Source organism: Gracilibacillus halophilus YIM-C55.5, assembly GCF_000359605.1.
Classification (GTDB): Bacteria; Bacillota; Bacilli; order Bacillales; family Amphibacillaceae; genus Gracilibacillus; species Gracilibacillus halophilus.
The window spans coordinates 1-12,796 of sequence record NZ_APML01000089.1; the positions used below are offsets into that span (position 1 = coordinate 1).

Consider the following 12,796-nt stretch of genomic DNA (forward strand, 5'->3'; position numbering starts at 1 on the left):
GTTATCATTATCATTTGAAGACATGCCAAATAAGCCTGCACTTTTGGAATTTTTTGCAGACTTGCTGAGAAACGATTTATTTAATAAATTTCGTCCTTCAGGTTTAGGTTGCGAACATTGAATAGATTCGTTTAAAGACTGAAAACCACGGGCTTGAGTTCCCGAATTTTAAATATACCTTCCGAGCGTGTCGAACCATTTTAGATGCAAGGGTAATAAGGTTTTGTATAACGGTTTTGACACGATGTCGAACTACCCTCTGTTTTTCCTAGTGAAATATATTTTGAAATGAACAACGTTCATACATCAATTATATCAAGAGGTGCAAGAAATTCACTATTTTATCTTGTTACGGGATTCAGGAACATGTTCGGTTGGAAAAGATAGGATTGAAGTTTGATGGAATTGTGTTACAATGGGAACTAACAATTTCATGAAAGAACACACTAGGGGAGCCAAATGATTGGCTGAGACGTTAGATCGGACCCTTTGAACCTGAACTGGTTAGAACCAGCGGAGGGAAGTGGCGTGATTCGAATCGATAAGTCAATTGACTCATCATCATCAACACCACTCGTCCAGCTGGATGGGTGGTTTTTTTATTGGGAAGAGGTGCTTAAGATGAAAGGGCCGAAACTACATGTCATTACAGATGGGAAAAAACCAATCAATCAATGCGTATCCATATTGAAAGCGATACATCCATTTGTAGACTATATCCATTTACGAGAAAAGCAAAAAACAGCAGCGGAACTTTTGCAATTGATTGACATACTACAAGACGCGCAAGTTCCTTTATCAAAATTGATCATAAATGACCGTGTGGATGTTGCGATCGTAGGGCAATGTGCAGGTGTTCAGCTTGCTTATCACAGTTTAGGAGCTGATCAAGTGCGTGAGGCATTTCCACACTTATTCATTGGTCAATCGGTGCATACAATGGAAGAGGCAGTGCTTGCTGAGCGGAAAGGGGCGAATTTTGTGTTATATGGACATATTTTTTCAACTGATTCGAAACCTGATCAACCACCAAAAGGATTATCTACACTGCAATCATTCGTCCAAACGACACAGCTTCCAGTGATCGCTATTGGTGGTATGACAGACAGCAATATGAAACAAGTACTGCGAGCTGGAGCAGATGGTGTTGCGGTCATGTCAGCAATTATGGACGCTAGTAATCCAGGTCATGTTGCTGAAACAATGAGACTGAGATTGGATAAGGAGGGGGAACGTGAAGAATAGATATGATCAAATTGTTGTTGGTGGTGGTGTGATTGGTTTATCCATTGCCTATCAGCTTGCCAAACGAGGGTATAGCGTACTTGTATTAGAGAAAAACCGTGTCGGACAAGAAGCCTCAAGGGCTGCAGCTGGCATGCTCGGTGCGCAAGTCGAATTTCACGAAGATAGTCCGCTATTCCAATTTGCTAGAAAAAGTCGGCGTATGTACCGCAGTTAGTAGATGAATTATTTCAAGCAAGCGGGGTCGATATTCAATGGATGGAAAAAGGCATGTTGAAAATCGCACGAACAGACGAAGAAGCATCGCATTTTCAAGATTTGATTCGACTTCATTTAGACGCGGGTGAACAGGCCAGTTGGTTTACAACCGAAGATGTGCTGTTAAAAGAAAAACATTTACATCCTGATATTAAAGGGGCCATGTATATCGGTAAGGATGCACAAGTTTCCGCTCCTCATGTAACGAAAGCATTTTTAAAAGGAGCACAAGCCTATGGTGCTGTTGTCTATGAGAAGGTGCAAGTAGAAGAATTGCTTATAGATCATAACGTGATGAAGGGGGTGAAAACAAAAGAGGCAACATATTATAGCGACCAAGTGATCGTGAGTGCAGGCGCATGGAGTGAATGTCTTTTACAAAAATCGTCATTGGAGCTTCCAATGTATCCAGTCAAAGGAGAATGTTTATCTGTGAAACCAAGTTCTCCATTGATTCAAGCAACGATTTTTTCCGAAGGTTGTTATTTTGTCCCTAAACAAAACGGTCGTATTTTAATTGGTGCCACTGTAAAACCGTATACTTACGATCAAACGGTTACATTTCAAGGCATTCAACAATTGATGGAGCGAGCTGTTCAACTCATGCCCGCATTGCAACAGGCCGAAATGGATCAGTTTTGGGCTGGTATTCGGCCGCAAACGCTTGACGGTCTCCCGTATTTGGGCGCATACCAAGAAGTTGGCGGATTGTGTATCGCGACGGGGCATTATCGGAATGGGATTTTGCTTGCGCCAGCTACCGGTGAATTGATTGCCGATTTAGTAGAAGGAAAAGAAATTGATCCCGTTTTTCGTGAAGCATTTGATCCGCAAAGAGAAGTAGCGATTCAATTATAAAGGTGGGGTGAAAGATGAAACTACACATCAATGGTGACGTCATCGAATTGGAGCAACAAATGAGCACAGTGGAAGAACTTCTCACGCATTTAGGGTTACAAGAAAAACCGCTCATCATTGAGCATAATCAATCAATTTTAAAAAAAGAAGATCATTCAAGTCGTGAGATTCAAGATGGCGACCAATTTGAGATTGTACATTTCGTAGGAGGGGGATAATGATGTTAACTATTAATGATCAACAATTTCAATCAAGACTATTTTTAGGAACTGGAAAGTATCCGAATTTTGATGTCCAAAAAGAGGCAGTAGACGTATCCGAAACCGAAGTGCTCACCTTTTCTGTTAGACGAATGGATATTTTTGATCCCGAACAACCGAATTTCTTAGAAAAGATTGATATGGATCGTTATCAATTTTTGCCGAATACAGCTGGTGCCAAAACGGCAGAAGAAGCTGTTCGAACAGCAAAATTAGCTGATGCATCTGGACTTTGTGATATGATTAAAGTAGAAGTGATTGGTTGTGACAAAACGTTACTACCAGATCCCGTCGAGACGTTAAAGGCAACGGAAATGCTACTTGATGAAGGATTCACCGTTTTACCGTATACGTCAGATGATGTGGTATTGGCTAAAAAATTAGAGGATCTTGGCGCACATGCGATTATGCCAGGAGCGTCCCCGATTGGATCAGGACAGGGCATTATCAATCCATTAAACTTACAATTTATTATTGAGCAAGCTAACGTACCCGTCATTGTTGATGCTGGCATCGGTTCGCCTAAAGATGCGGCCCATGCGATGGAATTAGGAGCAGACGGTGTGTTATTAAATACAGCTGTTTCTGGTAGTGATGATCCAGTTAAAATGGCACAAGCGATGAAACAAGCGATTGAAGCTGGACGCTTAGGATATGAAGCGGGCCGCATTGCGAAGAAAGATTATGCGGTAGCAAGCAGTCCGAAAGAAGGGATTAGTGTTGGAAAATAATCGCTATCATCGTCAAGAATTGTTCCAGCCAATCGGAAAAGAAGGGCAACAAAAACTTCGCAATTGTCATGTATTGATCGTTGGTGCTGGTGCATTAGGATCAAGCAGTGCTGAACAACTCGTCCGCGCAGGTGTTGGTACCGTGTCTCTAGTGGATCGAGATTATGTTGAATTAACGAATTTGCAACGTCAGCAGTTATATACCGAAGAAGATGTATCTGAACAGATGCCTAAAGCCGTAGCTGCCGAACAACGGTTACAAAAGATTAATCAAGATGTCACTGTGCATGCGCATGTAATTGATGCTGGTCCTGAAGAATTATCTTCTTTTGCGCAGTATGTCGATCTTATGATTGATGCAACGGATAATTTTGATACACGTTTTGTCATGAATGATGTCTCACAAAAATATGAAATACCATGGATATATGGTGCGTGTGTATCAAGCTATGGGGTGACATTCACCGTGCTACCGGGAGAAACGCCTTGTTTGCAGTGCCTGATCGATTATATTCCAAAAGATGGTGCTACCTGTGATACAGTCGGGATTATTAATCCAGCTGTACAAATGGTTGTGTCGTATCAAGTGACTGAAGCTTTAAAATATTTAGTCGGTGATACGGGTGCGATGATGGGGCAGTTGATAGGGTTTGACCTTTGGAAAAATGAACGAATGGAATTATCCGTCGCTTCATTAAAAAAGGATGACTGTCCTTCTTGTTCAGCGCAGAGAACGTTGCCGTATTTGGCGTACCAAAACCAATTGAAGACAGCTGTACTGTGCGGTCGTGATACGGTACAAATTCGTCCACCACGAGAAGAACGGGTGAATATTTCAGATCTTGCACAGTCCTTAAAACGCAATGAACAAGTAAAGTTGTTTGAAAATCCTTATTTGTTGTCAATGGAAATAGATGATGTGCGGCTCGTTTTATTTCAAGATGGTCGAACGCTCATCCATGGCACAAAAGATATTACCGAAGCTAAAAAGATTTATTATCAATATGTAGGATGAAAAAAGTGAAGTGACGAGCGCTTCACTTTTTTTATGTCGAGATCATCGTTCATTAGATTGTCAATGTTAGATGATTTTCTTTTACGAGTGTTCTATGTATAATAAGTGAATAGAGAGGAGATGAATCGTTATGAATAAAAAAAGTGAGACGCTCTCTTTTGTGATATGGGCCCAAAGCTTAGTTGCGATGTTAGGAAGTTTATTTTATTCAGAAGTTATGCAATACATACCTTGTGAATTATGTTGGTATCAACGGTTATTGATGTATCCACTGGTCGTCATTTATGGTTATGCTCTCTATAAGAAAGACATTCGTTATGCATTTCCAGGGATTATTTTAAGTGGCATCGGTTTGTTTGTTTCCGTGTATCATTATTTGGTGCAACATGTACCAAGTTTGCAGTCAGCAGGTAGTTCTTGTGGTGCCGTTCCATGTACAACGGTTTATGTTGATTACTTCGGTTTCATAACGATTCCATTTCAAGCATTTATCGCGTTTCTGGTGATTTTTATTTTACACGTTGTCATTTTGCTGCAACAAAAAAGGAGAGATTAAGATGAAAAAAATGGTTATTTTTATACTTGTGGTTGTAGCGATTTTTGTTGCACTTTGGTTTGTCGTTAATTATCAGCAGCAAGAACAATCAGAAGGAAATCCATATAATAAAAGTAATCTACATCAAGCCACGATTGATCAATTAGATAAAGAAATTTATCAAAATCAAATTTTACCCGATGAATTGGCAACTGATTTAGAAAATGATGAAGATAAGACCGTCTATTTTTATAGTCCGACTTGTCCACATTGTCAGCGGACAACCCCTGTTGTGGTACCACTTGCAGAAGAACTCGGTATTGATCTTGTCAAAATGAACTTGCTTGAATTTGATGCTCAATGGAACGTATATAGCATCGAAGCAACACCGACCATCGTACATTTTGAAGACGGGGAAGAGGTTGCTCGTATTATGGGCGAACGAGAAGAATCTACCTTCAGACAATTTTTCCAAGAAAAGGTGTTAGATGAATCGTAAAGATAGAAGTAAAAAGTTGTCGTTTTTTGCATAATACATATTTTTCTCCTAAGTGATCATCATAACTGTTGATGATGATTTCAAGGAGGCTACAATATGGCGAAGCAAAAGAACCAACCGAAACCAGATGATCGTTCTGATAATGTAGAAAAGTTACAAGAACAGGTGCAGCATACGATCGAAAATCTTGAGGAAGCGCATGATACGATGCAATATGCGAGTGCAGAAGAGAAAGAAAAAATCGTAGACAAAAATCGCCGAAGAGAAGAGGCGATTTCAGGAATGCGTGCAGAGATCAAAGATGAAGCGCGCGATCAAAAACAATAAAAATTTTGGAAGACCGCCTCTGTGCTAGGCGGTCTTTTTTAATAAGGGAAGAAAAATTGGCAGGATACGCGTCAAACAGAAGAAAGAGAAGCAACTGTTAGCCTCGAAAAAGCGGATATGCGTCAAACGGAAGAAATAGAAGCAGCTGTTTGCCTTGAAAAAGTGGATATGCCTCAAACAGAAGAAAGAGAAGTAGCTGTTAGCCTCGAAAAAGTGGATACGCATCAAACGGAGTAAAGAGAAGCAACTGTTAGCCTCGAAAAAGCGGATACGCGTCAAACAGAGTAAAGAGAAGCAACTGTTAGCCTCGAAAAAGCGGATACGCTTCAAACAGAGCAATCAAAACCAGCTGTTAGCCTCGAAACATAAAGTATGGCGCGTTTTCCGGGAAATTCACGCATCATCAATTGACGATTTCCCAGTGATTGAATGATGACTAGAAAATCGCCGCAACTCCTACATGAATTTCCTCAACATTTTTCAGAAATCGTTAGCCCCTAGACGGTTTTATTCATTCTCTCTTCTTCGCCGACTTGCAAGCTTTCCGAATAGGAAGGTCCTGCCATGTACGATGGCTTTTCCTTTTTGTTGTGTGCTTTTTGAAAATGATCGGAGTTTTTCCAATGCTGAAAACTAGCTTGATCCTCCCATTCCACCATGACGATATACGTATTTCCGCGCAATGGACGCAACACGCGTAACGCATAAAAACCGGATGTGTTTTCAATAGCTTCTGCGCGTTCTTTAAATTGTGTTTCAAAAAGTGGTTTTCCTTCATCTGTCACTGGAATATGATTGAGCACGATAAATCCTTCTTCTTTTAAGCCACCTTTCTCAACAATCACCTCATAATCGCGACTCGTTTCAAAAATGGAAGCTTGTTCGGATTGATAATAAGCAATGGCTTTTTCCCCGTTATGCATCACAATCATTTCATAATTATGTTGATATTTTTCCTTGATTTTTTTGAGAAACGTATACGTGCCATTTGTCATATATGCATACATAATCGCTCACCTCTTTATGGTTTAGCATAACAAATCAATGCAAAAACTGCCAATTCACAATATCACCACCTATAAAATAACTCGTTCTCGTCACTTGCTATACAGCTATGATAAAATAGAAGTAATGTGCTTAAAGGTGGTGCAGTAAAGTGGAAAAACTTCAAAGAATAACAACAGCGATATGGAAAGTGATGAAGCAATATAGATGGCTCACGATAGCTGTAACCGCTATGTTCTTATTAGCCGTTTTCGGTTATTTGTTTATTATATTCGGAGGACGCTTTATCTTTGATGAAGAGGCAGTGATCTTACCGACTCGTTCCACCATTGTGACAGATGATGGTACGGAAATTGGAAAAATATATAGCGAGAATCGGGCGTATGTCGATATCGAAGACATACCTGATCATGTGCAATCGGCCTTTTTAGCTGTCGAGGATCAGCGCTTTTTTGATCATGCAGGGATATCATTTCCGGCGGTAGCGCGAGCGGTTTTCCGCGATGTGATAGCAATGGAAAAAGCAGAAGGCGGTAGTACGATTACCCAACAATTGGCCAAAAATTTATTTTTAAGCAATGATAAAACGTGGATGCGTAAGACGAAAGAAGTCATGGCATCGCTTTATTTGGAACGCAATTACAGTAAAGAGAAGATTCTTGAATTGTATGTCAATGAAATTTATTTTGCGCACGGTATTTACGGGGTGGGGACGGCAGCCGACTATTATTTTGATAAAGAAGTGTCTGCGCTGACGATTGAAGAAGCAGCAATGCTCGCTGGATTAGTGAAAGCACCGAATACGTATTCTCCTTATCAAAATGTTGAACAAGCGAAACAACGAAGAAATGTTGTCCTCGAACTGATGCAAGACTATGGAACGATTTCAACAGAACAGATGATTGAATACCAACAAAAAACAATTGATACAGCACCACAACATGATACTCAACCAAAGTGGGCAGATGATTACATTGACTACGTAGTCGAAGAAATTAAAACAAATTATAACATTAGCATAGAAGGACTCAAACGGGGTGGTTATACGATTGAAGTGCATCTCGATCCTGAAGCGCAAAAAATAGCTTATCAAAAGTTTCAACAGGATGAATATTTTCCTGGCTCAACGAATGAGGTAGACGGGGCATGGGTACTAATGGAAAAGCAGACTGGACATTTAACCGGATTGTTGGCGGGACGCGCTTTTTCATCCAATCAGACCAATCATCCGATGACGAAAAAGCAGCCAGGATCATTAATGAAACCGATCGCTGTTTATGGACCAGCAATGGATCAGGAAGATGTGCGCCCGTATGATCTGATTCCAGATGAATTACGTTCTTATGGGGATTATCGTCCTCGTAATGCTAATGATCAATATGCAGGTGAAGTTTCCGTATATGAAGCGTTAGTACATTCAAAGAACGCACCAGCTGTCTGGTTGTTACATGAAATCGGAATGTCTACGAGTCAATCCTATCTAGAAAAGATGAATCTCCATATTCAAGATCAAGGATTAGCGGTCGCGTTAGGTGGATTAACGCATGGTTTGACACCGATCGACATTACTGAGAGTTACCGTACATTTGCTAGTCAAGGCAACTGGATCGAAGCAAGCAGTGTGGCAGCGATATTTGATCATGATGGCAATCGATTACACACTCCAGATCGTCAAGAAACGAATGTGTTTTCCGCACAAGTCGCTTGGAATCTATTACGAATGTTAGAAGGTGTTGTGGATGAGGGAACTGCACAAGCTGGACAATATGAAAAAGCACTCGCTGGAAAAACCGGTTCAACTGAGCACCCTCAAGTGGATGGAATGGTAAAAGATGCATGGTTTTCTGGTTTCACGCCAGAATATGTCACAACTACATGGATCGGGGTAGAACATGCCAATAAAGATCATTACCTAACAGAAGGTAGTGCAGTGGCGACCAAACTAACCAAAGCAATTTTGTCAGATATGGATGCCCAACAACCGTTACAAAAACATTTTGAACGGCCTCATCATGTCGATGAATTACCTGAACCGATTGATTTACCAGTGATTGATGATTTAACAGCAGATGTGTCCTTTGGTGGATTTACCGTACTGCGCGGTGAATTAACTTGGACGGCGTCGTCGGATGATCGGATTGAGTACCGTATCTATGAAAAGAAAGAGGGAAGTGATGAACAAATCGGTTCAGTGACTGGGGACGGGTCATTTACGGTGAAGCTGTTTGATGCTTTTCGTTCAGCATCTTATTATGTTGTTCCTTATGATCCATTAACGAAACAAGAAGGCAAGTCTTCGAATGTAGCAAAGTTATCGTTTGACTTTTAATCAACAACTAATTACAATTACTTTTTAGTTATAATCATTACAATTTAGTGAACATTTTTAAAAATACTATACAGATTGATGCAAAAGTTCTATGCTAGAATTGAGGCTAAGAAAAAGGATGAAGCAGATGACGACATTCAATGATACGATTTTACGAGCGTTTCGAGGCGAAGAAATTGATTACACGCCCGTATGGTATATGCGCCAAGCGGGACGTTCACAGAAAGAGTACCGAGAGTTAAAAAAGAAATACTCATTATTTGAAATTACACGACAGCCAGAGTTATGCGCCTATGTAACGAGGCTCCCTGTCGAACATTACAACGTGGATGCGGCGGTTTTGTATAAAGATATCATGTCTCCGCTGCCTGCCATCGGTGTTGATGTTGAGATACAGCCCGGCGTTGGTCCAGTAATTGATGACCCGATTACGTCATTAGCAGATGTTGAAAAATTGGGAACAATTGATCCAGAATCGGATGTGCCTTATGTGTTAGATACGATCCGGTTATTAACAAAAGAACAATTGCATGTGCCACTCATCGGCTTTAGTGGTGCGCCGTTTACGTTAGCGAGTTATATGATTGAAGGAGGACCATCGAAAAACTATCATAAGACGAAAGCTTTTATGTATAGTGATTCAAAGGCTTGGTTTACGCTGATGGATAAGTTAGCAGACATGACTATTGCATACGTATCAGCGCAAATTCATGCCGGTGCACAAGCGATCCAAATATTTGATTCATGGGTGGGTACATTAAGTGTAGAAGATTACCGAACGTATATTAAACCAACTATGGATAAAATTTTCCGTCAACTCCGCATGCATAATGTTCCGTTGATTTTATTTGGGGTCGGCGCCAATCATTTAATTCGTGATTGGAATGATCTCCCGGTCGATGTGATTGGATTGGACTGGCGTATTTCCATTCGTGAAGCGAGACAAATGGATATCACAAAAACATTACAAGGAAATTTAGACCCCGCCTTTTTATTGGCAGATTGGGAGACAATTGAAGCAAAAACGAAACAAATTATTGATCAAGGAAAAGAATTACCCAATCATGTATTTAACTTAGGGCATGGTGTCACGCCAGAAATTCGTCCTGAACGTTTAAAGGAACTTACAACATTGATTCATCGATATTCGAAACGTAGATAGAAAGGATGTTGAATGATGACAAAGAAAAAAATCGGATTACTTGTGATGGCTTATGGTACGCCTTATAAAGAGGAAGATATTGAACGTTACTATACCGATATTCGTCACGGTAACCCACCAACACAAGAAATGCTTGATGATTTAACTGAACGTTACCGAGCAATTGGCGGCATTTCACCACTTGCTCGCATTACAAAGGAACAAGCAAGTGCATTAGAACAACGTCTTAATGAAAAGCAAGATGAGGTTGAATTTGTTCAATATCTCGGATTAAAACATATTGAACCTTTTATTGAAGATGGCGTAAAGCAAATGGCGGAAGATGGCATTGATGAAGCTATTTCAATCGTACTTGCTCCACATTATTCGACATTCAGCGTCAAATCGTATAATGGACGTGCGCAAAAAGAAGCAGAAAAGCATGGCATTCAGATTCAATCAGTGGAAAGCTGGTTTGATGCCCCTGGTTTTATTGATTTCTGGAAACAATCGATTTTACACGAATTTGACAAAATGACAGAAGCAGAGAAAGAACATGCAGTACTTGTAGTTTCTGCCCACAGTTTGCCAGAAAAAATCTTGAAAGATGGCGATCCATATCCGAAGCAATTAGAGCGTACGGCTTCATTGATTCAAGAAGCGACTGGCATCGAGCATGTGGAAATCGGATGGCAAAGTGAAGGCAATACACCTGATCCTTGGTTAGGGCCAGATGTACAAGATTTAACGCGTGATCTTTATCAAGACAAAGGCTATCGTACCTTTATTTATGCCCCTGTCGGATTTGTCGCAGATCATTTAGAAGTTTTATATGACAATGATTATGAATGTAAGGTCGTATGTGATGAATTAGGTGCTCATTATTATCGTCCAGCCATGCCTAATGTGCACTCGACATTCATCGATACATTAGCAAACGTTGTCTTCGATCAATATCAAGGTAATGATAAGTCATGAGTAAGATCACAGTCATTGGCGGCGGTATAGCAGGACTTACCGCTGCTTATTATTTGCAAACAAACATAAGAGATGAGTCGTCACCCTATCAAGTGGAACTGTATGAAGCGAGCAACCGTATCGGAGGCAAAATTCAAACTGAGAAACGGAACGGATTTACCATTGAACGCGGGCCCGATTCCTTTTTAATTCGAAAAAAATCTGCTGAGCGTTTAGCGCGAGAAGTTGGTCTTGGTGACAAATTAGTCAAAAATGGGACAGGCAAATCATATATCCTTGTCGGAGATACTTTGCATTCTATGCCACAAGGCTCTCATATGGGGATACCGACGCAATTACGGCCCTTTTTATCTTCCAGTCTTTTCAGTTGGTCGGGAAAATTTCGAGCATTGACTGATTTCGTTCGTCCAAAAGGTGAGGCGATCTCAGATCAATCTGTCGGTCAATTTTTTCGGAGACGGTTAGGTGATGATGTACTTGAAAATGTCATCGAACCGTTACTTTCTGGTATTTATGCTGGGGATATCGATGAATTAAGTTTAATGGCGACTTTTCCCCATTTCTATCAGTTAGAACAAGACTATGGTAGTTTAATCAAAGGGATTCAGAAGACAACAGCGAATAAAGGACAGCAAACTTCAGGTAAAAAACGAAGCATGTTTTATAGTATTGAAGGAGGCTTGTCTCGCTTAGTGGAAGCGATCGAAGAACAACTTCACCCTGGAACCGTTCAGACTGAAATGCCGGTAACTGCCATTGAAAAGGCAGGCAATCAATATAAGCTTACGTTTGAAGATGGATCAGAAACAGTTACTGATGCGGTGATTGTGACAACGCCATTTCCAGTGCTGAAGCGGATGTTTACAGAAGATGAAGCGATTCAGTCATTGGATGATATGCATGCGACTTCGGTTGCCAACGTTGCCTTAGCATATGATCAGTCGGCCATTAAGCAGGACATTGATGGTACTGGGTTTGTTGTGTCGCGAAATAGTGATTATCGTATAACGGCTTGTACTTGGACACATAAAAAATGGCCGGAAACCGTAGCGCCAGAAGGAAAAGCGTTATTGCGTTGTTATGTAGGCAAACCTGGCGATGAAGATGTGGTCCACTTATCTGATGAAGAACTTAAGCGTATCGTGTTACATGATTTAAATAAGGTGATGGATATTGAAGGTGATCCGCTGTTTTCTGTCGTGACACGTTGGCATGATGCGATGCCACAATATCGAGTCGGTCATAAACAAATGGTCGACACGTTAGAAGATCATTTACGCACGGTTTTTCCTGGTGTATTTGTGGCGGGGAATTCTTATCGAGGTATCGGGTTACCAGATTGTATTGACCAGGCTGAGCGAGCCGTCCAACAAACATTTGATTATTTCGCAGAGCAGAGTCGTTATTAGACCACTCTGCTTTTTTATTGGCTAGGCATTCAGTTCTTGTGAATCACTTTTATAATGATGAGATTTTATTTAAATTGTTTCGTATCGTTTTAATTGAGTAGCTATTTGCATCGAAAAAGCGAAATGAGTCAAACAGAGGAAAGAGAATCAGCTGTTAGCCTTGAAAAAGCGGATATACGTCAAACAGAGGGAAGAGAATCAGCTGT

Annotated in this window: 14 protein-coding genes, 1 pseudogene and 1 riboswitch; of the genes and pseudogenes, 13 read left to right on the plus strand and 2 right to left on the minus strand. The window is 40.6% G+C overall.

The window, feature by feature from the left end; all coding sequences use genetic code 11:
- Window positions 1-103 precede the first annotated feature (103 nt).
- Window positions 104-244, minus strand: a pseudogene (locus tag J416_RS16750) (IS1380 family transposase); the annotation flags it as partial.
- A gap of 194 nt (window positions 245-438) precedes the next feature.
- A riboswitch (TPP riboswitch) is annotated at window positions 439-539 on the plus strand.
- Here J416_RS16750 and J416_RS14540 point away from each other — a divergent pair.
- The 9 genes from J416_RS14540 to tlp all read left to right on the plus strand — a co-directional run bounded on the left by J416_RS14540 (window position 529) and on the right by tlp (window position 5,728).
- A complete protein-coding gene (locus J416_RS14540) occupies window positions 529-1,245 on the plus strand; it encodes a thiamine phosphate synthase (protein ID WP_003474860.1) in 717 nt (238 codons plus the stop codon). Its footprint overlaps the riboswitch before it by 11 nt.
- Complete coding sequence (locus tag J416_RS16475; RefSeq protein WP_003474861.1) at window positions 1,235-1,462, plus strand: NAD(P)/FAD-dependent oxidoreductase; 228 nt, start codon at window positions 1,235-1,237, stop codon at window positions 1,460-1,462. The genes J416_RS14540 and J416_RS16475 overlap by 11 nt, the downstream gene beginning before the upstream one ends.
- Window positions 1,463-1,503: 41 nt before the next feature.
- Window positions 1,504-2,361 carry an FAD-dependent oxidoreductase gene (locus J416_RS14545; protein WP_003474868.1) on the plus strand — a complete coding sequence of 286 codons (858 nt, stop codon included), beginning with the start codon at window positions 1,504-1,506 and terminating at the stop codon, window positions 2,359-2,361.
- A gap of 14 nt (window positions 2,362-2,375) precedes the next feature.
- The gene (gene thiS / locus J416_RS14550) at window positions 2,376-2,579 is read left to right on the plus strand and encodes a sulfur carrier protein ThiS (RefSeq protein WP_003474881.1); all 204 of its coding nucleotides are present in this window, start codon (window positions 2,376-2,378) and stop codon (window positions 2,577-2,579) included.
- Between the two features lie 2 nt (window positions 2,580-2,581).
- Entirely contained in the window at window positions 2,582-3,352 is a 771-nt protein-coding gene (locus tag J416_RS14555) for a thiazole synthase (protein ID WP_003474883.1), read from the plus strand.
- Complete coding sequence (locus J416_RS14560; protein WP_003474885.1) at window positions 3,342-4,367, plus strand: MoeB/ThiF family adenylyltransferase; 1,026 nt, start codon at window positions 3,342-3,344, stop codon at window positions 4,365-4,367. The genes J416_RS14555 and J416_RS14560 overlap by 11 nt, the downstream gene beginning before the upstream one ends.
- 130 nt (window positions 4,368-4,497) lie before the next feature.
- Complete coding sequence (locus tag J416_RS14565) at window positions 4,498-4,923, plus strand: disulfide oxidoreductase (RefSeq protein ID WP_003474888.1); 426 nt, start codon at window positions 4,498-4,500, stop codon at window positions 4,921-4,923.
- Window position 4,924: 1 nt separating this feature from the next.
- Window positions 4,925-5,401: a thioredoxin family protein gene (locus tag J416_RS14570; protein ID WP_003474896.1), complete on the plus strand. Its 477-nt coding sequence runs from the start codon at window positions 4,925-4,927 to the stop codon at window positions 5,399-5,401.
- A 96-nt stretch (window positions 5,402-5,497) separates the two neighbouring features.
- On the plus strand, window positions 5,498-5,728 hold the full coding sequence (gene tlp / locus J416_RS14575; RefSeq protein ID WP_003474898.1) for a small acid-soluble spore protein Tlp: 231 nt from the start codon (window positions 5,498-5,500) through the stop codon (window positions 5,726-5,728).
- 497 nt (window positions 5,729-6,225) lie between these two features.
- Here the strand turns inward: tlp and J416_RS14580 are convergent, their stop codons facing one another.
- Window positions 6,226-6,735 (minus strand): antibiotic biosynthesis monooxygenase family protein, encoded by a 510-nt coding sequence (locus tag J416_RS14580; RefSeq protein WP_003474900.1) that lies wholly within the window; start codon window positions 6,733-6,735, stop codon window positions 6,226-6,228.
- 149 nt (window positions 6,736-6,884) lie between these two features.
- On the opposite strand from J416_RS14580, the gene J416_RS14585 reads away from it, so the two are divergent.
- The 4 genes from J416_RS14585 to hemY all read left to right on the plus strand — a co-directional run bounded on the left by J416_RS14585 (window position 6,885) and on the right by hemY (window position 12,590).
- Window positions 6,885-9,062, plus strand: coding sequence for a transglycosylase domain-containing protein (locus tag J416_RS14585; protein ID WP_003474901.1), 2,178 nt, complete (start codon window positions 6,885-6,887; stop codon window positions 9,060-9,062).
- A gap of 127 nt (window positions 9,063-9,189) precedes the next feature.
- Window positions 9,190-10,224 carry a uroporphyrinogen decarboxylase gene (gene hemE / locus J416_RS14590; protein ID WP_003474903.1) on the plus strand — a complete coding sequence of 345 codons (1,035 nt, stop codon included), beginning with the start codon at window positions 9,190-9,192 and terminating at the stop codon, window positions 10,222-10,224.
- A 15-nt stretch (window positions 10,225-10,239) separates the two neighbouring features.
- Window positions 10,240-11,181, plus strand: a complete 942-nt coding sequence (gene hemH / locus J416_RS14595) for a ferrochelatase (protein ID WP_003474905.1) — start codon at window positions 10,240-10,242, stop codon at window positions 11,179-11,181.
- Complete coding sequence (gene hemY, locus J416_RS14600) at window positions 11,178-12,590, plus strand: protoporphyrinogen oxidase (protein ID WP_003474907.1); 1,413 nt, start codon at window positions 11,178-11,180, stop codon at window positions 12,588-12,590. The genes hemH and hemY overlap by 4 nt, the downstream gene beginning before the upstream one ends.
- Window positions 12,591-12,796 lie beyond the last annotated feature (206 nt).

What these genes read in the sequence shown, in the direction of transcription:
- J416_RS14545 (WP_003474868.1), top strand. Translation starts at nt 1,504, where the DNA reads ATGGAAAAAGGCATGTTGAAAATCGCACGAACAGACGAAGAAGCATCG.
- thiS (WP_003474881.1), top strand. Translation starts at nt 2,376, where the DNA reads ATGAAACTACACATCAATGGTGACGTCATCGAATTGGAGCAACAAATG.
- J416_RS14555 (WP_003474883.1), top strand. Translation starts at nt 2,582, where the DNA reads ATGTTAACTATTAATGATCAACAATTTCAATCAAGACTATTTTTAGGA.
- J416_RS14565 (WP_003474888.1), top strand. Translation starts at nt 4,498, where the DNA reads ATGAATAAAAAAAGTGAGACGCTCTCTTTTGTGATATGGGCCCAAAGC.
- J416_RS14570 (WP_003474896.1), top strand. Translation starts at nt 4,925, where the DNA reads ATGAAAAAAATGGTTATTTTTATACTTGTGGTTGTAGCGATTTTTGTT.
- tlp (WP_003474898.1), top strand. Translation starts at nt 5,498, where the DNA reads ATGGCGAAGCAAAAGAACCAACCGAAACCAGATGATCGTTCTGATAAT.
- J416_RS14580 (WP_003474900.1), bottom strand. Translation starts at nt 6,735, where the DNA reads ATGTATGCATATATGACAAATGGCACGTATACGTTTCTCAAAAAAATC.
- hemE (WP_003474903.1), top strand. Translation starts at nt 9,190, where the DNA reads ATGACGACATTCAATGATACGATTTTACGAGCGTTTCGAGGCGAAGAA.
- hemH (WP_003474905.1), top strand. Translation starts at nt 10,240, where the DNA reads ATGACAAAGAAAAAAATCGGATTACTTGTGATGGCTTATGGTACGCCT.
- hemY (WP_003474907.1), top strand. Translation starts at nt 11,178, where the DNA reads ATGAGTAAGATCACAGTCATTGGCGGCGGTATAGCAGGACTTACCGCT.